General features: G+C 39.2%; 21 protein-coding genes. 11 read left to right on the top strand and 10 right to left on the bottom strand.

Features of this window, described 5'->3' with window-relative positions:
* The 3 genes from FBD94_RS02250 to FBD94_RS02240 all read left to right on the top strand — a co-directional run bounded on the left by FBD94_RS02250 (position 1) and on the right by FBD94_RS02240 (position 5,994).
* Complete coding sequence (locus tag FBD94_RS02250; RefSeq protein ID WP_136878907.1) at positions 1 to 900, top strand: WD40 repeat domain-containing protein; 900 nt, start codon at positions 1 to 3, stop codon at positions 898 to 900.
* A gap of 322 nt (positions 901 to 1,222) precedes the next feature.
* The gene (locus FBD94_RS02245) at positions 1,223 to 4,342 is read left to right on the top strand and encodes a SusC/RagA family TonB-linked outer membrane protein (protein ID WP_136878906.1); all 3,120 of its coding nucleotides are present in this window, start codon (positions 1,223 to 1,225) and stop codon (positions 4,340 to 4,342) included.
* Between the two features lie 11 nt (positions 4,343 to 4,353).
* Positions 4,354 to 5,994: a SusD/RagB family nutrient-binding outer membrane lipoprotein gene (locus tag FBD94_RS02240; RefSeq protein WP_136878905.1), complete on the top strand. Its 1,641-nt coding sequence runs from the start codon at positions 4,354 to 4,356 to the stop codon at positions 5,992 to 5,994.
* Between the two features lie 54 nt (positions 5,995 to 6,048).
* Here FBD94_RS02240 and FBD94_RS02235 read toward each other — a convergent pair whose 3' ends face one another.
* Together FBD94_RS02235 and FBD94_RS02230 are read right to left on the bottom strand one after the other, a co-directional pair.
* Complete coding sequence (locus tag FBD94_RS02235; RefSeq protein ID WP_136878904.1) at positions 6,049 to 12,006, bottom strand: alpha-2-macroglobulin family protein; 5,958 nt, start codon at positions 12,004 to 12,006, stop codon at positions 6,049 to 6,051.
* A 106-nt stretch (positions 12,007 to 12,112) separates the two neighbouring features.
* On the bottom strand, positions 12,113 to 12,895 hold the full coding sequence (locus FBD94_RS02230; RefSeq protein WP_136878903.1) for a C40 family peptidase: 783 nt from the start codon (positions 12,893 to 12,895) through the stop codon (positions 12,113 to 12,115).
* Between the two features lie 132 nt (positions 12,896 to 13,027).
* Here FBD94_RS02230 and FBD94_RS02225 point away from each other — a divergent pair, with 132 nt between their 5' ends.
* Complete coding sequence (locus FBD94_RS02225) at positions 13,028 to 13,483, top strand: universal stress protein (RefSeq protein ID WP_136878902.1); 456 nt, start codon at positions 13,028 to 13,030, stop codon at positions 13,481 to 13,483.
* A gap of 164 nt (positions 13,484 to 13,647) precedes the next feature.
* Here FBD94_RS02225 and FBD94_RS02220 read toward each other — a convergent pair whose 3' ends face one another.
* A complete protein-coding gene (locus FBD94_RS02220; RefSeq protein WP_136878901.1) occupies positions 13,648 to 13,998 on the bottom strand; it encodes a 4Fe-4S dicluster domain-containing protein in 351 nt (116 codons plus the stop codon).
* A gap of 77 nt (positions 13,999 to 14,075) precedes the next feature.
* On the opposite strand from FBD94_RS02220, the gene FBD94_RS02215 reads away from it, so the two are divergent.
* The 7 genes from FBD94_RS02215 to FBD94_RS02185 all read left to right on the top strand — a co-directional run bounded on the left by FBD94_RS02215 (position 14,076) and on the right by FBD94_RS02185 (position 20,922).
* Positions 14,076 to 15,098 carry an acyl-CoA reductase gene (locus FBD94_RS02215; RefSeq protein ID WP_136878900.1) on the top strand — a complete coding sequence of 341 codons (1,023 nt, stop codon included), beginning with the start codon at positions 14,076 to 14,078 and terminating at the stop codon, positions 15,096 to 15,098.
* A gap of 31 nt (positions 15,099 to 15,129) precedes the next feature.
* On the top strand, positions 15,130 to 17,067 hold the full coding sequence (locus FBD94_RS02210; protein ID WP_136878899.1) for a T9SS type B sorting domain-containing protein: 1,938 nt from the start codon (positions 15,130 to 15,132) through the stop codon (positions 17,065 to 17,067).
* A 77-nt stretch (positions 17,068 to 17,144) separates the two neighbouring features.
* The gene (locus FBD94_RS02205) at positions 17,145 to 17,348 is read left to right on the top strand and encodes a hypothetical protein (RefSeq protein ID WP_062547218.1); all 204 of its coding nucleotides are present in this window, start codon (positions 17,145 to 17,147) and stop codon (positions 17,346 to 17,348) included.
* A gap of 2 nt (positions 17,349 to 17,350) precedes the next feature.
* Positions 17,351 to 18,034, top strand: a complete 684-nt coding sequence (locus FBD94_RS02200; protein WP_136878898.1) for a cell division ATP-binding protein FtsE — start codon at positions 17,351 to 17,353, stop codon at positions 18,032 to 18,034.
* A 128-nt stretch (positions 18,035 to 18,162) separates the two neighbouring features.
* Positions 18,163 to 18,777: a nucleotide exchange factor GrpE gene (locus tag FBD94_RS02195; protein WP_131607728.1), complete on the top strand. Its 615-nt coding sequence runs from the start codon at positions 18,163 to 18,165 to the stop codon at positions 18,775 to 18,777.
* Positions 18,778 to 18,783: 6 nt separating this feature from the next.
* Positions 18,784 to 19,956 (top strand): molecular chaperone DnaJ, encoded by a 1,173-nt coding sequence (gene dnaJ, locus FBD94_RS02190; RefSeq protein WP_131607727.1) that lies wholly within the window; start codon positions 18,784 to 18,786, stop codon positions 19,954 to 19,956.
* A gap of 45 nt (positions 19,957 to 20,001) precedes the next feature.
* On the top strand, positions 20,002 to 20,922 hold the full coding sequence (locus FBD94_RS02185; protein ID WP_136878897.1) for a Ppx/GppA phosphatase family protein: 921 nt from the start codon (positions 20,002 to 20,004) through the stop codon (positions 20,920 to 20,922).
* 39 nt (positions 20,923 to 20,961) lie between these two features.
* On the opposite strand, the gene FBD94_RS02180 is transcribed toward FBD94_RS02185, so the two are convergent.
* The 7 genes from FBD94_RS02180 to FBD94_RS02150 all read right to left on the bottom strand — a co-directional run bounded on the left by FBD94_RS02180 (position 20,962) and on the right by FBD94_RS02150 (position 24,639).
* On the bottom strand, positions 20,962 to 21,390 hold the full coding sequence (locus tag FBD94_RS02180; RefSeq protein ID WP_205945824.1) for a hypothetical protein: 429 nt from the start codon (positions 21,388 to 21,390) through the stop codon (positions 20,962 to 20,964).
* Positions 21,391 to 21,513: 123 nt separating this feature from the next.
* Positions 21,514 to 22,083, bottom strand: a complete 570-nt coding sequence (locus FBD94_RS02175) for a Maf family nucleotide pyrophosphatase (RefSeq protein WP_131607724.1) — start codon at positions 22,081 to 22,083, stop codon at positions 21,514 to 21,516.
* A gap of 102 nt (positions 22,084 to 22,185) precedes the next feature.
* On the bottom strand, positions 22,186 to 22,590 hold the full coding sequence (locus FBD94_RS02170) for a hypothetical protein (RefSeq protein WP_131607723.1): 405 nt from the start codon (positions 22,588 to 22,590) through the stop codon (positions 22,186 to 22,188).
* Between the two features lie 118 nt (positions 22,591 to 22,708).
* Positions 22,709 to 23,236 carry a KdsC family phosphatase gene (locus FBD94_RS02165; RefSeq protein WP_136878896.1) on the bottom strand — a complete coding sequence of 176 codons (528 nt, stop codon included), beginning with the start codon at positions 23,234 to 23,236 and terminating at the stop codon, positions 22,709 to 22,711.
* 4 nt (positions 23,237 to 23,240) lie between these two features.
* Positions 23,241 to 23,483 (bottom strand): Fe-S cluster assembly protein IscX, encoded by a 243-nt coding sequence (iscX, locus tag FBD94_RS02160; RefSeq protein WP_090781548.1) that lies wholly within the window; start codon positions 23,481 to 23,483, stop codon positions 23,241 to 23,243.
* Positions 23,484 to 23,505: 22 nt separating this feature from the next.
* Positions 23,506 to 23,838: a 2Fe-2S iron-sulfur cluster-binding protein gene (locus FBD94_RS02155; protein ID WP_131607856.1), complete on the bottom strand. Its 333-nt coding sequence runs from the start codon at positions 23,836 to 23,838 to the stop codon at positions 23,506 to 23,508.
* A gap of 42 nt (positions 23,839 to 23,880) precedes the next feature.
* Positions 23,881 to 24,639 carry a Rossmann-like and DUF2520 domain-containing protein gene (locus FBD94_RS02150; protein ID WP_136878895.1) on the bottom strand — a complete coding sequence of 253 codons (759 nt, stop codon included), beginning with the start codon at positions 24,637 to 24,639 and terminating at the stop codon, positions 23,881 to 23,883.
* Between the last annotated feature and the right edge of the window lie 66 nt (positions 24,640 to 24,705).

Genomic DNA, 24,705 nt, shown 5'->3' with positions numbered 1-24,705 from the left:
ATGATTACACACCTCCACACCCTTAGCGGACACCAGAACCCAATTTATGCTTTGGCCAACTCTAATCAGAAAGATACTTTCTTTAGTGCGGGTAATGATAAGGGAGTAGTGGAATGGTCGTTGAATACCATGTCCTTTGTAAAAGTAATCTTGCCGGTACAAAGCTCAGTATACGCTTTACATACCTATCAAGACTTACTGTTTGTTGCACAAAGAAGTGGGCTAATCCTGGTATTCGACCTGTTGGAGCAAAAAGTAATAGCCACATTAAGCCATCACCAAAAAGGTGTGTTTGATGTAAAAACCATTGCCCATAAAAACGAAATTATAAGTACCGGAGAAGATGGCACCGTGGCGGTATGGTCTTTAAAAGACTTTACGTTGCTGTACAATTTTCCGGTACTACAAAATACCGTGCGGACAATTGCCTTGAGCAATGATGCAAAAGAAGTAGCCTTGGGTTGTAAGGATGGCATCATCAGAATATATAACTCTGATGATTACACGCTTATTAAAGAGCTTGAAGGGCACAAATTTGCAGTAACCGCTTTACAGTACGCACCAAATGGCACTTACTTGATTTCGGGCAGCAGAGATGCTCAGCTGAAGATATGGAGCCTGCCTGACTATACACTCAACAATAGTGTTCCGGCACATATGTTTAGCGTTTACTCCATCGTTTTCCACCCTACTCTACCCTATTTTGCTACCTGTAGTCAGGACAAGAGCATTAAACTATGGGACAGCGAGACTTTTAAACTCTATAAAATACTCAGCTTAGAGAAAAACACTCCAGGCCACTTTCACTCTATTAATAAAATGATCTGGAGTACTGATGGTCAGTACTTAATCTCAACAGGAGATGATCGCCAGGTGATGGTTTGGGATTTCACCCCATAACCAACGATTAAAAAACCTTCCTTAATTGCAGCTTTATGCGTCATTACAGAATAAAACCTGCAATAATTTGCATTAATGGTTTCGTTACGCTAATTTCATTCTTAAATAAAAATTACGCGCTCTTATAATTTATCATTTCTACTGTAGAAAAAACCATCTATAATATTTTTTAAAAATCATCTCATGCGGGGGTTCCGCATCGTTCCTTCTTTTCTTTTTTCATTATGCAATGCGTTAAAAAAACGCAAAAGAATGTTCTACCCTTATACTTTAATATATAAGCGCTTAACTAACCTGATTTTATAACCTAAAACCAAACCAAATGAAGAAAACACTACTACTGCTAGTCCTTTGTTGGCTTTCTCTAACAACATTAGTCAAGGCCCAGCAAAAAAACATTTCGGGTACCGTATTACTTGCTAGCGATAAAACTCCGCTAGTAGGGGTTTCTGTAAGTATTATTGGCAAAAGTGTACACACCCAAACCGATGCAAACGGAAAATTCTCTATTGTTTCTGCAACCGGTGATAGACTACGTTTTACTTATGTTGGATTTATCACACAAGATATTGCACCAAGCACACAGAGCAATCTTACGGTTCTGCTCCAGGAAAATACCGCCCAATTGGGCGAAGTGGTGGTAACAGCTATGGGTATCAAGCGTGAAAAAAGAGCCTTAGGCTATTCAGTTCAGGAAATTAAGTCGGATGAACTGTTGAAAAACAAAGACCCAAACATCATCAATTCGTTAAACGGTAAAATTGCTGGTGTAAATGTAACCAACTCGGGCGGTGCACCAGGTTCATCAGCATCCATCATCATTAGGGGTGGAACATCTTTAGAGCGCGACAACCAGCCGCTATTTGTCATTGACGGAATGCCAATGGACAACTCAACCGGACAAGGTGACAATAGCGCATTCGATGGAACTACCAATATTGCTACAACCAATAGTAACCGTGCAATGGACCTAAATCCGGAGGATATTGAATCCATGTCGGTATTGAAAGGTCCCGCAGCTGCAGCCCTATACGGACTACGTGCGGCAGCCGGCGCCATCATCATTACGACAAAAAAAGGAAAAGATGGGGTAACTTCCATTTCCTTTAACTCCAGGTTTGTAACCAATTGGGTGAACAGATTACCTGAACAACAAAGCATCTACAAACAAGGAACTTATTATACAGGTGCCTATAGTGACCAAACCGTTCGGTCATGGGGAAATAAGTTTACAGAGGGAGAAACTATATACGACAACTTAGGGGATTTCTTTAAAACAGCACAGGCATATGACAATAGCTTAAATATATCTGGAGGTAATGCTACCGGAAACTACTTCATGTCGGCCTCTAACCTCAATCAAGGAGGAGTGGTTCCAACTACAGATTTCAAAAGGACTACGGTCCGCTTTAACGCAGAGCAGCGTAAAGGGATATTCACTTTTGGCATTAACTCTTCTTATGCAAAAAGCTCCACTCAAAAAACGCTGACCGGTGGTGGACTTTGGAGTGGTGGCGGTAATGGATTTATGGAAGGTGTCGCGGCATGGCCGCGTAATAATGACATGAAAAACTGGATATCACCAACGGGTGCAAAGGTCAGACTTTTTCCTAATATGAATTTATGGGATGTCGGTGATTTTGAAAACCCGTACTGGGTTATCAATAAAAACCCACAAAGGGACAAGACCAACCGTTTCATTGGAAATGTTTATACCACGGCTAAAATTGCAGAATGGTTTGATGTGACCTACAGATTAGGCATAGATAATTACAAAACATCTTTTAGCAATCTGATCTCACCGGGATCTAGCGTAAAAGAAGCCTGGGCAAAGGGAATGTATTCGGAACGCGATTTAGATTACAATTATGTAAACTCCAACTTAATGCTCAACTTCCATAAAACAGTAGCGAAAGACTGGGAGCTGAGTTTACTTACAGGTTTCACCAACGAAGATACCCGCACAAAATCTACATCAGCAAGAGCCGAAAATTTCGATTTCGCAGACATGGTTAGTGTTAACAATGCAAGTGAGGCCAATAAATATATGGTTAAACAAACTACCCGAAAAAGATTAGTAGGTCTTTATGGAGATTTCAGGGTGGCTTACAAAAACTTCATATATTTAAGTGTAACCGGACGTAACGACTGGACTTCTACTTTAACTGATGGTAACAATTCCTTCTTCTACCCTTCCTATAGTGGTAGCTTTGTATTCTCAGAGCTGATACCTAAAAACGATGTACTTTCATTTGGAAAAATACGTGCATCTTTCGCAAAAGTTGGTAAAGATGCTCCAGCGTATCAAACTGCAACCTATCTTTTTGGTCCGGAACAAACCATTGGTGGTGGATATAGAAATTCATGGACGAGAGGCAATCCATTATTAACTCCGGAGTTCACCAAATCTACCGAATTTGGTACCGAACTGCGTTTTTTAAAAGACAGGATTGGAATCGATGTCACTTACTACAATACAAAAAGTACGAATCAAATTTTGCAACCGCGCGTAAGTAATGCGACAGGTTATATTTTAAGTTATGTAAATACGGGTGATATCACCAATAAAGGGGTCGAACTTTCTATCAATGCCAGCCCAATTAAAACCAGCGATTTCAAATGGGAAACCACATTAAACTTTTCTCATAACAAAGGTATTGTCACTTCTCTTCCAGGATCACTACCGATCCTATATGTAACTGACGTACAAGTTGGCAACGCAAAAGCAGCTTCATTTAACAAAGGAACCTTTGGAGGAGTATATAGCGAAGGTACCTTTATGGCGCTGAGCGGTTCGAAATGGCAAACAGATCCACAAGGTAATTTACTGCTCGACTGGGTAACCGGAAGACCATTAACATCAACAAGTACAACCACATACGTAGGCAATCGTGAACCTGACTTTATTGGAGGTTGGAACAACAACTTTAATTATAAAAATTGGAGCCTTAACTTCTTAGTCGATTTCCGTAAGGGTGGCGACATCTATAATGGAACCGAATATCTGTTAACCGATTATGGTTTGAGTAAAAGAACAGAGAATCGTGGACAAACCATTTCATTTACGGGCATGTCGCTTAACCCGATAAGCAAAGTCTATGAAAAGGTAACAAGAGATGTCGTTGCCGATGAAAAGTACTTCAGAGATGTGGCATTGAATAATGCGCCCGACTTTATTGAAAATGTAAACTGGTTACGCTTAAGATCAATTTCACTTTCTTATTCACTGCCGGACAACTTTTTAAATCGTGTAAAATTTATTAAAGGTGCAACAATTACCGCAACAGGAACCAACCTGCTACTCATCACAAATTATTCGGGTATGGACCCCGAAACCAGTGCTGCTGGTGCTGGCGTAATAGGTTCGGGATCGGTAGGTATTGATTATGCTGGTGTTCCGGCAACTTCAGGATTTGCACTTGGTTTAAATGTTAAGTTTTAAATATAATACAGATGAAAAAGATTTTATATATACTCCCACTGCTGATCGCCTTATCTTCCTGCAAGAAGTGGCTTGACGTGAATAAGAACCCTGATGTTGCCGATGCAACTGTACCTACAGCGCCACAACGACTTGCGCCCATCATTGCGCAATTTGCGGATGGTTATGAAAGTGCCGGAACAAGGGCTGCTTTTTTATCGCAGCAACTCGGTGTTACCTATGCGGTGACCAACAATTGGAATTTAACCCGTTGGTATGTAAATGCTGCAAATGGTGGCTTTCCATGGCAATCCTGGTACGTAAATACAGCATCTAATATCGATCCGATTATTGCAGCTGCAGAGAAAGTTGGTGCAAACCACTACATAGGCATTGCAAAAATAATGAAAGCCTGGGGCTTTGGTACAATGGCAGATTTGTATGGCATACTTCCTTATGATGAATTTGACAAACCATTAATCATTACCCCTAAGTTTGATGACGGATCCTACGTACAGGATAAAATACTTGTCCTTTTAGATGAAGGTATTGCTGACCTTTCAAAAGCACAGTCTGCCGGTGCTCCCGTACTTTCTTATGCAAATGGAGATATCCTAAACAGTGGAAAAACTGACAACTGGATTAGATTGGCCTATAGCTTAAAAGCCAGATTTTTAAACCACTTATCAAAAAAAGCAACCTATAATCCTCAAGCTGTTTTAGATGCATTGAGCAAAGGGATACAGACCGATCTCCAAAGCTCCATTTTACAATATATAGATGAAGGCCCGACTGTTCCCGCTATCAATAAGGAAGCATTACAATATAGCAATACAGGAACAACAGCACGGGTAACAAAGCTATACGTAGACTTTATTACGAACAACTACACTGGCGCACCTACTGGTGCAACTAATATGCTTGATCCAAGGACTGATCTCCTTATTCCAAGCTTACAAAATTCAGCAGGAGTTCTCGTTAGATCTATTGGTATGGATATGGCTTCCGAGCTACCAAAAAACAGACCTCTGGCTTATTCATTGCTCGCGAATGGTTCTCTTTCCAATGCAGATTCAGTATACATCTCTATGCGTAAAAATCCATATATGCCAACCACGGGACAACGCATCTTGTCTACCGGGACCTGGTATACCCAAAGAGGTGGTAAAGGCATGCTATTTACCAATGCAGAGGCGCGTTTCATTGAAGCAGAAGTCAAATTCAGACAAAACCAGACTGGACCGGCATTAACAGCCTACAAAGCCGGGATTGAATCACACATGAGGATTATGGGTGTAGATCCAGCTAAAATCATTGCTTATCTGGGCAGTTCTTCCGTGGTACAAAACCCAGCCACCTTGACTTTAAGCCATATCATGATCCAAAAATACATTGCTTTGTCGTATTCTCCAGAATTATACAGTGATGTAAGAAGAATGAATTATTGCACAGATGCTTCCGGAAATTATAATGAAACAACTGGGATTTACAAAGGATTCAAACGTCCATCACATGTGTACACAGAATCATATCCGAATGTTACTGACTGGCCAAGAAGGTTCGCCATTCCAAGTTATGAGATTAACTACAATATAGTTGAAGTAAAAAAAGCGGATCCGGGCGCTGAATTGCCAACTTACATTAACAAAGCAATATGGTGGGATAAGCCATAATTGAACTATTAAAGGGTATGCTGATTAAATCCAAAATTCGGCATACCCTTAATTTTACTTTATAGCTACCCTTTTCATCCCCTCCCTTCCATAAAACACAGGAAAGTACATCATTTCGGCTTTAGCTGGATTTAGGATATAATTACCTGAATACCTTGGCATCAACTGTACGGTAAAAGTATAAGTACCTTTTTTCAATTTGGTACAGAAAATTGAGGTCTTGTGTTTAAAGTATTCTCTGTGTGTTTCTACTCCCCAAAAGCTTTGCACTTTATTCTCGTAAGAACAGCCAGCGGGGATAGGAATTTCAATCATGACATAATCTGCATCAGCACGCACATCCACATTAACCTTTAAAGTGGTTAAAGTACCTGCTTTTAGCTTTTGAACAGACTCTCCGTTTTGCTCAAAATATGTTTTTACGGCAAAGTCTTTACTTACTTTTTCTGGTTTAGGATTATTGAATTGTTGATAAGCCGTGAAATAAACCGGAGCATCTCCTTTTTTGCTCAATTTTAATTCCGCTGGATCAATCACCTTATGGAATGGAAAAACATTAACCTGCTCTGTTTGGTTCAAAACAATACTGGCTGGCTGAAACTTTTTACCAGAAGCGTTCATCAACTCTGGCAATATGGTTTCTAATATTAAAGATGACTCAAAAGTATTACGCCACTGCCCTGTTTTTCTCTGCTCCAGAAAATACCGGGTAATCCGATCTAGCTCATCCCTGTAACTACCATTCGTTTTTAAAATCTGGTAGGCTAACAAAGTATTCTGAATGCTATTGTCCCAGAAATAACGCCCCTCTTCACCCCAATAGCAATTCCCAAACATCGTTTCCTTTTTCAAGCCCAACAGCCATTTCATATCGATAGGCATTCCAGCCTTTTGTTTCAATTGCATCAATTGAAGTTTTTCGTATAATGGTTGTTCAGCTAATTTTGGAACATCTGAATTTGCTTTTCTTTCCCGAACATTCTTTTCTTCCAGTTCAGCCCTCTGTTTTTCCATTGCCATGATCCAGTCATTGCTATAATACTTTTCATTCAGCAAGCTCAATAAGCGTATCCCGTAAATCTGATCAAAATACTTCTCATTAGCCATTTTACTGGTCAGGTAGTGGTATAATTTATCCTTATCCAATACCACAGGATAACCTTGTTTTTGAGCTTCTAATAAGGCTTCAACAACATGTAAGCTAATCCACAATTCCTCATTACTGTTTTGCCACCAGCCCCAGGTGCCTTCCGGGCGCTTGTTGTTTTGCAGTTTTTTAAGAATTTCTTTGATATTTTTTTCTTCCTTAAATGGTTCACTAAGGTACTTCCTAACCGTTTTTTCTAACAGTAAGGCCTTTAGTTTAGATGCCAACTGCTCATTACACAAATATTCATAACTGCGTAGTTTATCTATTTCATCTAGTAGCGTAGGAAATAAAGAAGCTTCGGCCCTAAGTGTAACCTTACCTAAGGTCGCATCGAAGTTATAGTTAACCGTAGTATCTCGTGTAAATGCATTAAAATAGCCTTTAGTTTCCTTCACACCGGCTTGTAGCAATGGAATTTTACGGAGCTCACCATCAAAATAGCCATTGTCCTGCTTCATGGTATACTCAAACTTCAAACTATCAACCACATTCACATTCACATGATCTGCATGAACTTTAAAGCCCCCGCCCTTAGCAACGATACTCAGGGTATCAATCTTTGCATTTTTAAATGTTACTACGCTGTTTAACACCTCAGCACCATTATAACTGAACTTTCTAGTTACGGTTTCATCCGCATTGCTGTAATTCATCAATTTCCCGATTACCTTAATGCTATCACCTGCCAAAGCAAATGAAGGAGATACAAAATTGGCACTTAATGTTTTAAATGACTTGATATTTGTCTCGGCAATACCACTTTGTTTACGACCATTCATGGCGATTAACCTGGTTGTCCAATTGGTAATGTCATCCGGAAATTTAACGGTAAAGCTCGCTTTCCCTTCCTCATCCGTAACCAATTTTGGCTGCCAGATGGCATAATCAGAAAAATTAGTACGCATGGTTTGTTCCTGTTGCACCAATTCGCCCGCTGCATTGACAGCCGTATTCCCACCCTTTGTTTTGACAATAATTACTCCTCCGGCTGCTCTGGCACCATAAATTGCGGTTGCATCAGCATCTTTTAAAATATCTATAGATATAATTTCACTTGCATTCACAGTACTTAGCTCGCCGCTATAGGGTATACCATCTACAATAATTAATGGCTTTTGCTCGTCAAAATTGCCCAGTTGACCTATCCCTCTGATTGCGATCATCAATTCCTCCTTCGAAAACTTTTCACCAGGTTTTGTCCTAATATCCCTTAGAACTACACGATCATTACTACCAAAATTATAGACGCTAGCATCTCCAACAACAGAACTAATTGCCCCCGTCATATTTTGTTTTTTCTGTACACCATAGCCAACTACAACTACTTCATTTAAAGTGCTTCGATTTTCGTCAAGTATAATATCGCCAACATTTCCACTTTTTACAGGAACTTCTTGAGACTCATACCCAAGGGCAACTACAATGATTTTTCCACGTTCAGGCACTTTAATCTCAAAGCTCCCATCCGCTCTGGTAGCGGTTGTCGCATAATTTGAACCTTTTACCCTAATACTGACTCCTGGAATTGCTGCTTTAGTTGCAGCATCAATTACCCTTCCCAGCATTTTCCCAGTAAATATGGCTGGATCTAAATACTTATCATTGATTAGTCTAAGGATATTTTGTTGCACTTCTGATGTATTCCATCCTTTTTTACCAATGCCAACAGATTTAATTTGCAGATCTATTTGCGAGCTCAATTTATCCTCAGGCATCATTTTCACACCTTTCCACAAATAGTAGTTTATACCTCTTGCTTCAACCCTTACGTCCTTGGCAACGAAATAACGATTGTCTTTAAACAAATAAGTAACACGATACACTCCACTTTCGAGTGAAATAAGATCTCTTGCATTGCCGGGGTAAACCATTAAAAAATCTGGCTCATCATATTTACAAATGATGATACTCTTTAAATAAGGCATCCCCTTCATCACACTCGAATCAACCTTCATCAACAACCGACCATAATTTTTTCCGTAGTAATACCTGTTTCCAAACAATGTCATTGTGCTACTTCTTAAATCAAGATAATCACTCCAGATGCTATCCACTTCGCCCTTTTTAACAGGATATTGTTTATAATCTTCAGCACCATTAACCGAGGATAAAAGTCTATTTAAGCCATTAGGAGTTTCATATGATTTCTGCTTAAGTAACCCTGGTAGAAAAGTATAAGTGTAACCGGGTTCTTTAGCAAACGTTTCGTAAAGTCCTCCCGATCTAAAATGTAAGTAATTTTGAGTGAAAGGACCTACCAGCAGGCAAGCTTTTTCAGCATTTCTTCCTCTCAACAACGAACTATATACATCGGTTGGAGTCGGATTAGAGTTGGAAAAATTCAATAAATATGGAATACTGTCCGTTGCAATTGTACTTTTCTCGCCTTCAAAATTATCCACTATCCGGATCATGTACTGACTTATTTGAGTTGCTTCACCATCAGTAAGTTCCTTTGTCACCGCCGTAACTCCAGCCTTAATATTGTGTTCATCTGCAGCCACACTCAAAATTGTTTTTTTACCCTTTACAAATTCATAATCATTCAGTGAAACCACATGGCTTGCTGTACGCATACGAATGTTATGCTTACCTGGTTTAACAGAAAACGCATAACGCTTAAGCTGATTAGCCTGACTAAAATAAACAGGAACATCATCAATAAAAACAATATGTACAGGTTCAATAGCTCCATTTTTAACGACAAAAGGGGCTACTACAGCCATCAGCGAATCAACACCTTCTTCTGCTATAGCATATAGATCCTTAGTCTGACTAAATTTATAATATTCAATGGTATCCAAGTTCAACTCTTTACGCCATTTATCCCAGGTAAGTCGCATTTGGCCTGTTAAACTCAATTCAGTCCCTATAAATTGGGAGTTTAATTTGCGCGCATGGAACACTTTCCCAAAACTCGGCAAAGCGACCCGATACCCATTCTTAAATTTAGAAGTATAAGCATAAGCTGTAACATCTGTAGCTGCAACTGGCCTATCGTTAAAATCGGTAACCTTAACTTGCATATTTACCGTTTGTCCCGGATAAACCAAATCAGGCGATAAAAGCTTTACATTTAATCCATTTGGATTATAGAAAGTACTCGTTTCTGTACTCAACTCCCTGCCACCCCATAAATAGTTTAATTTTATATGAGCGGCTTTTGCACCGGAATGCCTTATAATGGTATCCAAATGAGTCGTAAATCCCTTTAAAAGAATTTTATCCTCAGAAAAAATAGTGTACCAAAACGGTATTTTATGAGGATTATTCACAAAAACACGAACCGAATCTTTACCTTGACTAGCATTTGTACCGATTCCAGCGTTTAAACTCTGCAAATTGATATTATCATTAAATCCATTAGCGGTTTTCAATCGATACTCAGTCACCCGATAGTCCATTTTAATCGCTCCAGGAAGATTCACTTGAATAGAATCTCGCACATCAGTGTAAGGATACCAAAGGTAAACGGTTGCCTTTTGCGGAGTTGATTTCCCCTGCACAAGGTAGTCAAGATGCAAACTGTCATTTCTCAAATCAAATTTTACATCCGAGCTATTTATGGTATATTTTAGATCCTTACGAGCAGTTCTGTGCTCATTATTGCTATTTAAGAAGCTGAATGACATGGAAAAATTAAAATCTGCTCGCGGAAAAATACTATCTGGCAATACCATTTTAGTTTCTCCAACCGGATCAAGTACTATATTCGTTTTCCATAAGGAATCTTTTAGAAAAACTCGGTCATCATAATAATTAGTTGCATAGCTGGTCAACACAGCAACCTCCACTCTACCGTCAGGCACAGCCAGGTCATTTTCATCAACAGCTTTCAAAAATACGGTAACAGGGTTGCCGGGACCGTATTCATTCTTATCCGATCTCACAGAAAAGTTAACAGATTTCAACTCATAATCTTCATAACGGAAATTACTTTGAAAAACTTCTATCCAGCCTTCTTTGGTCTCCTCCTTTAACACAATCTTATAATTCCTGTCCAGCTTTAACTGCAGACTATCAGCCAATACAAAACTATACTCATAGCCACCTTCCCGATAAGGGTTTAGTGTAGTAAGCACTGTTCCAGGCCCCTCCCATTCCTTATAAAGCTCGACTCTTAAAGGTTTATCTTTTAATGCTATCCCCTTGGCAGTTACCAGATACGCCTTAAATTTGACGGTATCCAGAGGTTTATACATGGGCTTATTAAACACCATATAACCGGTATATTTCGGTTTCTTTAGCTCAACTGTTCCATGTATTCCATTAACCGCATTATACAATCGCTTATCCTTGGCTTGTTTTTGTGGCGAAATACGCGGCTTATAATTCCCTTCTTCCTTGTATGTAAAATAATTACTTATCCCATCATGGCGGACTGTAATTACAGGTAGCTTCTCTGCCTTACTGATATATAATCCCGCTTTATCATTATATTTTATCGTTTTACGTTTACCTACTTTTACCTGAGCATCCTTAATCACATTCCCCTTCAAATCGGTAATGACAAACTGGAAGTCCTTTCTATTGTTTATAAACTGGAGATTCACATTATTCTCTGGCATCAGCTTATAAAGCAATTCATTTTTTACGGGGTTAACCTGTACATAATTGCCATAAGGAAGCTTTTTCAGATAATTACTGTTTTTAACATTATAAAATGAATCGACGAGGGTATGTAAAAAGCCATCATTAAGCGCCTGATTGGTTACAGAGGCAAGGGAAAAGGCTTCCTTATCTGTTAATTTGTAGATGTAGGTGTAAGCCCCAGCGGTACGGCTATTGGTTAATTTCTTCTGAGCGAAAAGAGATGTTGTAGCACAGATGATCAGGAAGGTAGAGCGTAAAAGATGCTTCATAATATAGTATTTGTAATATGGATGCAACAAATCGTTAATTCCATAAAACTAGTACAATTAAATTAGCAACACTATGTCACGAAAGTTAAACTAAGTTAAAAACAGCTTAAATAAAGCGCTTTACGATTCTTAGATTATGGGTATATCTGCCCAATTCGGCATTGTAAATCCCCTGATTGTCCATTGGATCTATCCTGACTTTTCCAGAAGCATGGATGATTTCGCCTGAATTTAGCATCATCCCGACATGTGTAATGCGTCCCTCGGCATTGTCAAAAAACGCCAAATCTCCGGTCTTTACTTCCGGCAAAAAATCTACCACGGTGCCTTGTTCTGCTTGTTGCCATGCATCGCGGAATAACTTAATACCATTTAGTTTAAACACATTTTGAACAAAACCAGAGCAATCTACCCCAAATACGGTTCGACCGCCCCATAAATAAGGTGCATTCTGAAAGAACAGGGCCGTATCTACAAGTTCATCAACAGAAGTATTGGGTTTGATCAGCTTAGGTGAAAAGGAAATTTCGAATTTCTCATCTCCAAGATAGCAACATCCACCCGCATAAGCTGGTAAATTACTACCTGCCGCAAGGAAATACTTACTACCGTCGGCTGCAACAACGGCATTAGCAAGCTGTGCAGGTGCCAGGTGATCACAGTTTTGATTTTTAATAAACTGTTCATGGTTAAGGCTACCGAGTTGTTTATAATCCATCCAACCTTCATAGCCATCGTAGCCATTGCGTACCAGCCACCACTTATCGGTTTTTTCAAGTATTTCGACATGGTCGCCAAACAATAGCTGAGATGCAATCTCGGCTTTATCCGAAGTCCCGGCTCTTAAAGGTGCTACAGCTACTCTGCAAATCCCAAACTCTTGTTCCATAATGATAAAATCAATGGCATAAATTTAAACTTTTATGGGGTTAATTTGTTATTTTCACATACATCATTTATTTTTTTATTAAAATGATTGATTCAAATGATGAGCTAATATTAACCTTTTAAGATAAACACCATGAACCTCAAAAAGATTTTAATTGCCGTAGATAATAGTACCTGCTCAGAAAAAGCAGCCAAGACGGGTTATGAGTTGGCAAAAAACTTTGGTGCAGAGGTTGCACTGGTCAACATCATAGAACCTATACCGGCCAACATTAATCCAGATTTAACGTTGGCTCCTGTATTTTTAGAAACCTACGACAACAGCGAAGAGAATAGCCATCTATTATTAAAAGAAATAGAAAACAAATTTAGTCATGGCGTATCAACCACGTATTTTAGTGTAATTGATAATGCTGCACATGGGATTATTAAGCAGTCTGACGACTGGGGTTCTGATCTAATTGTGATTGGAACTTACGGCCGTACAGGCATATATCATTTTTTAATGGGGAGCGTTGCAGAGCACGTAGCCAGAAAATCAGCCTGCCCAGTTTTGATCATTCCGAATAAATACGAAGAAAAGGACTAAGAGACAACCAGTCTATAATTCCGGAGGCCTTTCCCGGGCATTGCTGGGGTGTTGGTGGTGCCTTGCTGGGGCCATTGTCGCAGCAAAGCCCTAAGAACGATAGGACAACACATGCAAAAGGCCAACTCTTTGTAGGAGTTGGCCCTTTTTATTAGCTTGTAGGCTTAGTTTTCCTGATGTAACCAGGCTTTTTTGGCCAAAAGTTCTTCTTCAGTTTCACGTACATCTTCATCATCAACACAACAGTCTACAGGGCATACCGCTGCGCACTGAGGCTCATCATGAAAGCCTTTGCATTCTGTACATTTATCGGAAACGATGTAATAAACTTCGTCAGACATTGCTTCTTGAGCACTCTCTGCGTCCATTTCTTTGCCTCCAAAATCAATAATACCATTTAAATTGGTACCATCTGAAAATCTCCAGGCTGTGCCTGCATCGTAAATTGCATTATTTGGGCATTCAGGCTCACATGCTCCGCAGTTAATGCATTCGTCTGTTATTTTAATAGCCATGTCTTCGTCTATATCTATTGCTAAGTTTACCTTTGCAACAGCAAATATAACACATAAACTTTAAAATCATTGGAATTATGCCAATCCTTAATAGCGAAAAATTAATTATTGCATTTAAAAAACTAAGTAACTTCATTGCTGAACCCAGCGAAGATTTCAAAAACCTGATCTTTTCGGCATCTAATCACAATGCGTGGTTTACTGAGGCAGAGGTACAAAGGGCTTTAAATTCATTACATCAGATGCTAAATCAGCAGGATTTGGAGACCTGGTTTAAGGACATTCGGGTAAGTGATACGCCAAAAAAAGTTGGTTTAATTCTAGCTGGTAATATACCGATGGTGGGCTTTCAGGACGTGATTTCGGTGCTTGCTACAGGAAATACAGCCTTAATAAAACTCTCATCAGCTGATGATAAATTGCTACCGGCCTTACTTGCTCAACTGGTTAAAATCGAACCTTTACTTGCAGATCGGATTGTTTATGTAGATCGCTTGAAGGATTTTGATGCTGTAATTGCGACTGGTAGTAACAATACATCAAGATATTTTGAGTTTTATTTTGGCAAAGGACCAAACATCATCAGAAAAAATAGAAATAGTGTTGCCGTAATCACCGGGAATGAAAGCGCAGCGGAATTAGCGCTTCTGGGACATGATATATTCGATTATTTTGGCTTAGGATGCCGCAACGTGTCTAAACTGTATATTCCTGAAGGCTATGACATCAAAAACTTTTTTGAGCCTATCGAAGGATTTAAAGACATTATCAATCATTTTAAATACAACAACAACTATGATTATAACAAGTCTATTTACCTGGTGAACCTAAAACATCATTATGATAACGGCTTTTTATTGTTAACTGAAGGCGAAAGTCTTTCATCACCCTTGGCTGTTTTATATTATGAAACTTATACCAATGTTGAACAGCTGGAAGAACTGTTAAGCAGTAAAGCTGAGGATATTCAATGTGTAGTAAGTAATGCCGCATTAAAGTTGGATACAGCAGTTTTGGGCTTTGGACAAAGTCAGACGCCTAAACTTTGGGATTATGCTGATAATGTAAATACGATAGAATTTTTAAACACAATTAATTAAATAGCATTATCTTTAGTTTTAAATCAAAAAGGTGATCTCTAAAACTAACGTTTTCTTGTTATTGCTACTTATTCTAGCAATAGGTAATGCCAAATCGCAAACTTGTGCCGGTTCTATAGGGGATCCGGTAAGGAAGTATGACTTTGGTAGAGGCCCAAGTGATCGCGGACCTGCCATTCCGGATAAAACAAATTACGAGTACGACGACGTGGATGTGCCCAATGACGGACAGTATACTATAGTGAAAACTACAGCCGGCATGAGCCACGTTTCACAAAGAAACTGGCTAGAAGTTAACAATCATACCCCTAACGACCCAGATGGGTATATGATGCTCATCAATGCCGATGAGCATCAAGCTGGAATATTTTACCAGGCGACTATACCAGATCTTTGTCCAGGTACAACCTATGATTTTGGAGCATGGATAATTAACGTTATGGCTAGACAGGGAATCCGGCCAAACCTTAAGTTCATTATTGAGACCACATCCGGAGTACTCATTAAGCAATTTGACACAGATCCAATTCCGGAAGGCAGCAGTACCGACTGGAAACGATATTCTACAACGTTTAAGACAGATGCAAGTGTTACCGAAGTAGTGGTAAAAATAATGAACAATGGCTTAGGCGGCGGTGGAAATGATTTCGCTCTAGACGACATCACCTTTAGTGTCTGCGGACCAGTAATTATCCCTTCCATTGATGGAGTCGTTACACCAACTAAAAGCCTTTGCATTGGTGAAACCAAAGACGTTGACTTGTCAGCAGAGCCAACCCCGGGAGTTTATATAAATCCTCAATACCTCTGGCAGGAAATGGATGTGAACGGCATATGGCAGGATATGTCCACAGAAACAACAAACAAGTACACTAAGCACTTTGCAAATGCACAAGTTGGCAGTTACAAATACAGACTTTTAGTAGCCGAAAATGGCAACATCAACTCACCTAACTGTCGAGCAAACTCTCCCACATTTGAGCTAAATGTAAGCCCCCTACCCGCCATACCTGTAGCTAACGATCCGATAACAGTTTGCTTAGGCTCCCCTATTCGTTTATCCGTAAGCGATGCCAGCTCATACAAATGGACCTTCCCTGATGGCAGTAGCTCTAATCAACAATCTCCCGTAATTAACAATGCTACAGCTAATATGGCAGGCACCTATACGGTTACGGTGACCAATGGTGCTGGATGCGAAGCCAGCACTTCGACTACTGTAACTTTAATACCAAGACCTGTAGCTATAATAGATCCGGTTTCCCCGATTTGTAAGGGTTCATCCACAAACTTGAATGCCAGGGGCGGCAATACCTACAGCTGGGTACCAGCCACGGGGTTATCTGCAACCAACATTCCGAATCCAGCAGCAAATCCAACAAGAACCACTACTTATACGGTGTATGTTTCTAATGGTAGTTCTTGTGGATCATCCGCTCAAGTTACAGTCGAGGTTTATAAAGACCTGGTCGCTGTAGCTGGCCCTGATCTAAAAATCCTTAAAGGAAACAAAACAGTTATTAATGGATCAGTATCAGGAGACAACGTAGGTCAGGTATTTTGGACTCCAGCAGATTACCTGGATGATCCATTTAAATTAAACCCAACAGCAAAACCACCTGTTAGCACCACTTACACCTTAAATGTGCTTTCGAGTACTGGCTGTACAAGTAGCACCAGCGACGTTCTTATTGAAGTATATGAAAAACTGATTGTCCCAAATTCCTTTAGTCCAAATGGGGATGGAATCAATGACGTCTGGAATATTATCGCCATTGACACCTACGCCAATCCGAGCGTAAAAATCATGAACCGTTATGGACAAATGATGTTTCAAAGTGATGGCTATGCAAAACCATGGGATGGGAAACACAGAAATGAAGACGTTCCAGCGGGTGTATATTATTATATGATCTATTTAGAACCAGGACTAAAACCACTCAGCGGATCATTGATGGTCATTAGATAAATTCATGATTTTGTATTCATTTCAATTGTAGTCTGAAAAATCATGATGGTTTCATTTTGAAATACTATTTTTGAGCGATGTATGTTATTAAAGTAAAAGGCATTGCCAAGATTCCGGATTATGTGCAATTAAGGGACGATAAATTCACCTTATTAGCTTATTTTAGAGTCGACAGGCCGGATAAATCACTAGAAAAACTTGGTTTAGGTGATAAACTACCATACATTATGAATTTTGTAAATGATTTGCCTTTCGGACAAATTGCTAAATTAGATATCTAAACATGACAGAGAACACAGTTATAAATTTAAAAAATGTAGATGTTTTTCAGCAAAAGCATCTGGTTTTGTCGAACGTAAACTTAAATATCGACAAGGGTGAATTCGTTTTTTTAATTGGTCAGACAGGTTCTGGAAAGAGTAGTTTGCTAAAGATCATTTATGGCGACCTTCACATTGGTAATGGAGATGGACAAATAGCCGGTTTCGATTTAAAAAAACTGGGTAATAAGGAAGTACCCTTTTTACGTAGAAAATTAGGTATTGTATTTCAGGATTTCCAATTATTGACCGACAGAACTGTTGAGAAGAACCTTGAGTTTGTACTTAAAGCTACTGGTTGGACAGATCAAAATCTGATTAGTGAGCGCATTAAAGATGTACTGGAAAAAGTTGGCTTGCGTTCTAAAATTAAAAAAATGCCGCATGAACTTTCGGGTGGGGAACAACAACGCGTAGTTATTGCACGTGCATTGTTAAACAATCCGGAAATTATTTTGGCAGATGAACCAACAGGAAATTTAGATCCAGACACCTCTGAAGAAATTGTAATGCTTTTGAAGCAGATCAGTCAGAGTGGAACTGCTGTTTTAATGGCTACACATGATTACCACATCATCAGAACATTCCCTTCAAGGATTATAAAATGTGAGAGTGGTGTTATTCATGAAGACGCCCAGATTGTTTAATACAATTTTCTGACAAAATTTTATTATTCGGACATTCTGTTCTAAGTTTTACAATTAAAACTGACAGCATGACGGATATTTCCCATTGGCAAACCTTTTGAGTTTATCTCCAAAAATTCTACTATACTATGTTTAGCAAGAAGAAAAAACACGATAATAAAGATACAACTATGCAAAATCAAGACCCTGCAGCAGAAACTCATGCTGAAGATCAATTGATAAATGATATTAAAGATGCGAATACTGTGACTACTGAAGAACAAGAAGTAGCTGAAGAAATCGTTCCTGAACTGACTGCTGAAGAAAAACTGCAACAAGAGAATGCTGCTTTAAACGACAAATATCTACGTTTATTTGCAGAATTTGACAACTATAAACGCCGTACACAAAAAGAACGTGTAGAGCTGTTACAAACAGCAGGTAAAGATGTGATTATTTCCTTATTGCCTTTGCTGGATGATTTTGACAGGGCGAACAAAGCAATGGAAAATGCTACTGACATCAATGCCATCCGTGAAGGTGTAGATCTTGTGCATACCAAGTTAAAAAATACATTGGCCCAAAAAGGTCTTAAAGAAATGGAGAGTATGAATACTCCATTTAATACGGATCACCATGAAGCCATCACTAAAATCCCTGCACCAAATGAAGAGATGAAGGGAAAAGTAATGGATGAACTGGAAAAAGGATATACCTTAAATGACAAAGTTATTCGCTTTGCAAAAGTTGTAGTAGGTAGTTAATATTTTATGAGCAAGAGAGATTATTATGATGTGCTTGGCGTATCCAGAAACACATCAGCTGAAGAAATAAAAAAGGCTTACCGTAAACTAGCCATTAAGTTTCACCCGGACAAAAACCCGGATGATAAATCTGCCGAAGATAAATTTAAAGAGGCGGCTGAGGCTTATGAGATTTTAAGTAACCCTGAGAAAAAACAGCGTTATGACCATTATGGTCATGCCGGTGTTGGTGGTGCTTCAGGTGGCGGCGGATATGGCGGCGGCGGAATGAACATGGAAGATATCTTCAGCCAGTTTGGCGATATATTCGGTTCAGGTGCTGGCGGTGGTAGTCCTTTTGAAAGCTTCTTTGGTGGTGGCCAACAGTCACGCAGCGGCCGACGTGTATCAAAAGGTACCAACCTACGTATCAAAGTAAAACTTACGCTCGAAGAGATTGCCAATGGCACCGAGAAAAAGATAAAAGTAAACAAACAGATTGTCTGCAAAACCTGTGATGGTAGTGGTGCTAAAGACCGTTCGTCGGTAAGTACTTGTAATACCTGTGGTGGTAGCGGTGCTGTACGCAGAGTAACCAATACCATTTTGGGACAAATGCAAACTACTTCTACCTGCCCTACTTGTAATGGTAGTGGATCTCAAATTACTGCAAAATGCGGTTCTTGTCATGGTGAAGGTATTGTAAGAGGTGAAGAAACCATCAACATTAACATCCCTGCTGGAGTAAGTGATGGTATGCAATTGAGCATGAGTGGAAAAGGAAATGCAGCCCCTAATGGCGGTATTCCTGGAGATTTGATCATCCTGATTGAAGAAATCCCTCACGAAAGTCTAAAACGCGAAGGAAACAATGTGGTTTACGATTTACATGTTTCTATTGTTGATGCAGCTTTAGGCTACAGTGCCGAAGTACCGACTATTGATGGTAAAGCCAAAATCAAAATTGAGCCAGGTACCCAAAGTGGAAAGTTATTGCGCTTAAAAGGAAAAGGTATTCCTGAAATCAACTCCTATCACCGGGGTGATGAAATCATTCACGTAAATATTTGGACACCTAAAATTTTAAGTGCCGAAGAAAGGAACATTTTAGAAAAGCTAAGAGACTCTCCAAACTTCAAACCTCAACCAGGTAAGAACGACAAGAGCTTCTTTGAGAAAATGAAAGAATATTTTGAATAATGAAAGGCCGCTTAAAGCGGCCTTTTTTACAACCTAAAATTTTATATGATTGCAGCTGTTATTGATCTTGGCACCAATACCTTTCACCTTATCATAGCCGAAATATCGGCTACTGAAGTAAAAGTGCTTCTTAAAACAAACGAACCGGTTAGGTTGGGTCAAGGACGTATTAATGAAAACATCATTATCCCCGAAGCTTTCGAAAGAGGTATTGCGACACTTAAGCTTTTTAAACAGGAAATCATAAAACACCAGGTTGATGTGGTTAAAGCTACTGCAACTTCGGCTGTACGTAGTGCGGACAATGGGGGCGACTTTGTTAACGCAGCTAAAACGGATGCCGGAATTGACATCGAAGTGATCAGTGGAGATCAGGAGGCAGCCTATATCTTTAAGGGTGTTAAAGCTACTGGAGCCATCCAGGCAACCTCATTGATTATGGATATCGGTGGTGGAAGTACGGAGTTTATTATAGCGGATGCTGATGGGATACTTTGGAAAGCAAGCTATAATATTGGCGCCGCCCGTTTAACCCAGGCTTATTTCCACTCTGATCCAATTAGTCAGACAGACCAATTGGCTATTCTGGATCATTTAAAAGATACATTACAGGAATTAGAAGCAGCCTGCGCCTTGTATAAACCACAACACCTTGTAGGCTCTGCGGGCGCCTTCGAAAGCTTTACTGGTATGATTGACCCCAGTATTGATTTAAACAGTGTTAAATCAGCTCCTATCGACCTGAATGATTACCAGAAGCTTGCAGCTTCATTAATTGCTTCTACGCACGCAGAACGCGAAATTATGCCTAACCTAATTGCATTACGAGTTGACATGATCGTTATCGCAGCTTTAATCAGTAATTATGTTATCGCCAATTGCGGGATTAAAAGTATAAGCCTTTCTACTTACGATTTAAAGATGGGCGTTTTATACGGACTAGCTTCAGCTAAGCTAGAAGGATAAACAAACAATAAAAGCGACTCGATGGTCGCTTTTATTGTTTTACATAACAGGAGGTGTAGTAACTGGTGGCGGAGTAACTGGCCTTTTTTCTTTCATGCCTTTTTTCATTTTCATGTGTTTTTTATTCTCCATTTTCCAAGCTTCGTATTTCTGTTTTTGAGGTTCGGTTAACTCCGCAGCAATCTTAGTGTCTGCTTCATTATGAATTCTCATCATTTCCGCTTTTTTCGCTTCTTTATCCCCCGTTCCTTCTTTATCTGCTGTAGCCATCGCCATCGACTCTTCTAAATAGATATCCTCTATTTTCTTTTTCTGATCTGGATTCAAATCAAGTTTTTTGGCTAACCTTTCGGTACTCATTTTAGCCTTTTCTTCGGGGGTTACCATTTTTTTCTGGCCTGTGCTTTGCGCCTGTGCGATTGTTATTATACTAAACAACAATCCGCAAACAATTAACAATTTTTTCATCTGATTTTAATTAGTTTTTGAAATCCATAGTATACTGTATAACTATTTCAGGTTTCAAAACAGAGCAGCTTTTGTTTTGTTCTGTTTTTATTAAAAGAATCCTATCAAAAATTAATCAATCAGTTAAAGCGCAGATAAGGCTTTGTATAGTTTTTCTGTAGGCAGTCCCATTACATTGGTATAAGAACCAATGATCTTTTCAACAGCAACCAATCCAATCCATTCCTGAATACCGTAAGAGCCCGCCTTATCATAAGGATTGTGGTTACTTACGTAATGTTCAATCTGGTCGGCAGATAGCGTATTGAAGACTACCTCTGTTAAATCATAAAAGGAATGCATTTTACCTGCATAGCTTAAACTCACCCCCGTATATACCTGATGTACGGAGCCGGAAAGTTTGTTCAGTACAGCAATTGCTTCAGCTTTATCGGCCGGTTTACCTAAAATCTCGCCACCGTAAGCCACAATCGTATCCGCAGTAATCACAATGCTATCCGCACTGATATCTGTAAAAGCAGCGGCTTTCTTTTCCGCAATGTAAACAGCGATTTCAGCTGGGCTTAAACTTTCAGGATAGCTTTCATCCACATCTTTCAATACCACTTTAAAGTCTAATCCCATTGCCTTAAGCAATTCTTGTCGACGGGGTGATTTTGAGGCTAGAATGATAGGAAGTTTTTGCTGAAACATAATGCGTATTTTTTTATCTGGTAATGGTAAGGTCCATTACAACTGGGCGAAAATAATAAAAGCGACCTTAAGTCGCCTTCATTATTTATAATATTTTAAAGATTACTGACCACCAGCACCGCCGCCGCCACCTTGACCTTTACCACCACCTTTCATCCGATTCATTCTTTCTTCTTTATAGGTAACGTAAGCTTTTTTCTGATCATCGTTTAATAAAGCATTGATTTTGGCATCATTTTCTTCCATGATAGTTTTCATTTTAGCCATCATTCCCGCACGATCACCTTTACTTTCTTCGCGCATTTTAACCGTAGCTTTTGCTTGATCTAAAAGGATAGCTTTCACTTTTGTTGTTTGATCTTCGGTAAGGGTTAACTTTTTCGTTAATTGAGCAGCACCTTTTTCCGCTCTTTCTTCAGGAGTTGGCATCTTACGATCGCCATCTTGTGCTTTTGCAAATGTCATTACACTGAATAACAATCCGCAGATAATCAATACTTTTTTCATCAGTTTATATTTTGTTTAATGGGTTATAAGCTATTGCAAGCTCAGTTGTTAGAGACAACAAAGGCCCAATAGGTTTAACCCACTTACGTAACATAATTGTTGCAATACAAAATACTGATTATTTGCCAGAATCGGCAGCAGATGGGTTCTCATCGAACCAATTTTTTTGTACCCTAAGTACTTTTTCTATGATGTCCCTTACGGCAGTTTTACCGCCTGTATAAGGAGAAATATATTGTGAGATTGCTTTAATCTCAGGGACAGCATCAGCCGGACAGGTTGCGATACCAACCAGCTGCATAATTTTAAGATCAGGGATATCATCTCCCATATAGAGTACTTCGGTAGCATTAAGGTTGTAGGAGGCGCAGAGACTATTGTAAACTGCAACCTTATCAGAAACACCTAAAAAGATATTGTTTATGCCAAGACCTTCAAATCGTTTCCGCATGGCCTCACCTTTGCCACCAGATATAATGCAAACGTGATAACCTCTTTTCACTGCAAGCTGAAGCGCATAACCATCTTTGATATTAAATGTGCGTAAAAACTCGCCAGAATCTGACGCGATGATATCACCGTTCGTTAATACACCATCAATATCAAAGATGAGTGTTGTAATGTGCTTTAGTTGCTCAAGAAACATCTGTTTATTTCTGGTTATCTCTCCACTCGTAAACCCAGGCCGACTGGATTTGCTCCAGATGTCCTTCATTACTTTCTTCTTTTGTACCTTTAAAATTAGGCAACGACAATATCCATTCTAATAACTCTGTAAAACGGATACGGTATATTTTGGCTTCATTAAAATCATCACCAAATTTCTCATATAATTCCTGAGCAATATCCTCATGGTCGTTCCAGTATATTGGGAGTGCAAACTTATCCTGCATGTTTATCTATTTAATTTTATAATTAATGGCCTAAAAACTCAGACTGATCTGGGATGGTCACTTCGATATCACCATCGATCACTACACACTGGCAGCCTAATCGGGAAGTGATTCTAGGACGAACTGCTCTATCAATAAAATCTTCTTCTTTATCTGAAATTTCCTGGATATTATCCATTCCTTTATTCACATAAACATGGCAAGTACTGCAACCGCATACACCGCCACAGTTATGCTGTAAATCTATTCCATGGTCATGGCAGACATCCAGAACAGACTCTCCGCCGGCAATAGGTAGTTCAACTGCTTCTTTCCCCTGTTCTTCAAAATTTATCTTTAACTTAAAAATACTCATAATCTGGTTCAAAAATAAGCACCAAAAACCGCAATTACGTTATCATTTCGATTTTTTAATGCTATTGCTTAAATTTTTATAGATCTCCTGCAAGTGTGGCGTTCTTTTCAGGAGTTCTTCGTGTTTTAATATTGTCTTTTTATCATTGCGAACTGCTGGTCCTGTCTGCACATCCTCTGGGAGTGCGTCCTGAACTTTCACTGCAGTTTCCATAATCAATGGCCTCAATAGTTCAAAATCAAGGTCATTCTTTTTAAGAATCTGATGGCTCAATTGGTAAAGGTGATTTACAAAGTTATTGGCAAAAACACCCGCAACATGCAATACTTCCCTTTTTTTAGTCTCTACTTCGTAGATTAAAGGAGTAAGTTTCATCGCCATTAGCTGTAAAGCGCTCATGTTCTCTTCCGTATTCGCTTCCAAACATAAAGGAACATGAATAAAATCTATCGGTTGCTGCTTAGAGAAAGTTTGCAATGGATAAAAAACACCATAATTCTTAAATCCAGCTAACACTTCCATATCAGTTGCACCCGATGTATGAACCACTATACCATTTATTTCTTTTAGCTCTTTAGCCACCTTGGCAATAGCGTCGTCTTTTACAGCGATAAGGTATAAATCAGCATACTTATCTACTAGCTTCAAATCAAAAATAGCCTGGGCACCGATTTCATTGGCTAATGCTTGCGCATTTACCAGTTCCCGGCTCCATACCTGAACAATATCGGCGCCATTTTCTTCAAAGGCCTTAGCCATGTGACTAGCTACATTACCAGAACCAATACAAACAATCTTCATAGGGACATCATTAATCGTTAACGGTTATAAAGCAAGCCTTAGCCTAGTAATTCTAAGTATATCATA

Source organism: Pedobacter hiemivivus, from assembly GCF_005144565.1.
GTDB classification, from domain to species: Bacteria; Bacteroidota; Bacteroidia; order Sphingobacteriales; family Sphingobacteriaceae; genus Pedobacter; species Pedobacter hiemivivus.
This window is presented reverse-complemented; position numbering and strand designations above follow the sequence as displayed.

Bases quoted from the DNA above. Each gene is read 5' to 3' on its own strand.
- FBD94_RS02250 (WP_136878907.1), top strand. From the start codon at position 1: ATGATTACACACCTCCACACCCTTAGCGGACACCAGAACCCAATTTAT.
- FBD94_RS02245 (WP_136878906.1), top strand. From the start codon at position 1,223: ATGAAGAAAACACTACTACTGCTAGTCCTTTGTTGGCTTTCTCTAACA.
- FBD94_RS02240 (WP_136878905.1), top strand. From the start codon at position 4,354: ATGAAAAAGATTTTATATATACTCCCACTGCTGATCGCCTTATCTTCC.
- FBD94_RS02235 (WP_136878904.1), bottom strand. From the start codon at position 12,006: ATGAAGCATCTTTTACGCTCTACCTTCCTGATCATCTGTGCTACAACA.
- FBD94_RS02230 (WP_136878903.1), bottom strand. From the start codon at position 12,895: ATGGAACAAGAGTTTGGGATTTGCAGAGTAGCTGTAGCACCTTTAAGA.
- FBD94_RS02225 (WP_136878902.1), top strand. From the start codon at position 13,028: ATGAACCTCAAAAAGATTTTAATTGCCGTAGATAATAGTACCTGCTCA.
- FBD94_RS02220 (WP_136878901.1), bottom strand. From the start codon at position 13,998: ATGGCTATTAAAATAACAGACGAATGCATTAACTGCGGAGCATGTGAG.
- FBD94_RS02215 (WP_136878900.1), top strand. From the start codon at position 14,076: ATGCCAATCCTTAATAGCGAAAAATTAATTATTGCATTTAAAAAACTA.
- FBD94_RS02205 (WP_062547218.1), top strand. From the start codon at position 17,145: ATGTATGTTATTAAAGTAAAAGGCATTGCCAAGATTCCGGATTATGTG.
- FBD94_RS02200 (WP_136878898.1), top strand. From the start codon at position 17,351: ATGACAGAGAACACAGTTATAAATTTAAAAAATGTAGATGTTTTTCAG.
- FBD94_RS02195 (WP_131607728.1), top strand. From the start codon at position 18,163: ATGTTTAGCAAGAAGAAAAAACACGATAATAAAGATACAACTATGCAA.
- dnaJ (WP_131607727.1), top strand. From the start codon at position 18,784: ATGAGCAAGAGAGATTATTATGATGTGCTTGGCGTATCCAGAAACACA.
- FBD94_RS02185 (WP_136878897.1), top strand. From the start codon at position 20,002: ATGATTGCAGCTGTTATTGATCTTGGCACCAATACCTTTCACCTTATC.
- FBD94_RS02180 (WP_205945824.1), bottom strand. From the start codon at position 21,390: ATGAAAAAATTGTTAATTGTTTGCGGATTGTTGTTTAGTATAATAACA.
- FBD94_RS02175 (WP_131607724.1), bottom strand. From the start codon at position 22,083: ATGTTTCAGCAAAAACTTCCTATCATTCTAGCCTCAAAATCACCCCGT.
- FBD94_RS02170 (WP_131607723.1), bottom strand. From the start codon at position 22,590: ATGAAAAAAGTATTGATTATCTGCGGATTGTTATTCAGTGTAATGACA.
- FBD94_RS02165 (WP_136878896.1), bottom strand. From the start codon at position 23,236: ATGTTTCTTGAGCAACTAAAGCACATTACAACACTCATCTTTGATATT.
- iscX (WP_090781548.1), bottom strand. From the start codon at position 23,483: ATGCAGGATAAGTTTGCACTCCCAATATACTGGAACGACCATGAGGAT.
- FBD94_RS02155 (WP_131607856.1), bottom strand. From the start codon at position 23,838: ATGAGTATTTTTAAGTTAAAGATAAATTTTGAAGAACAGGGGAAAGAA.
- FBD94_RS02150 (WP_136878895.1), bottom strand. From the start codon at position 24,639: ATGAAGATTGTTTGTATTGGTTCTGGTAATGTAGCTAGTCACATGGCT.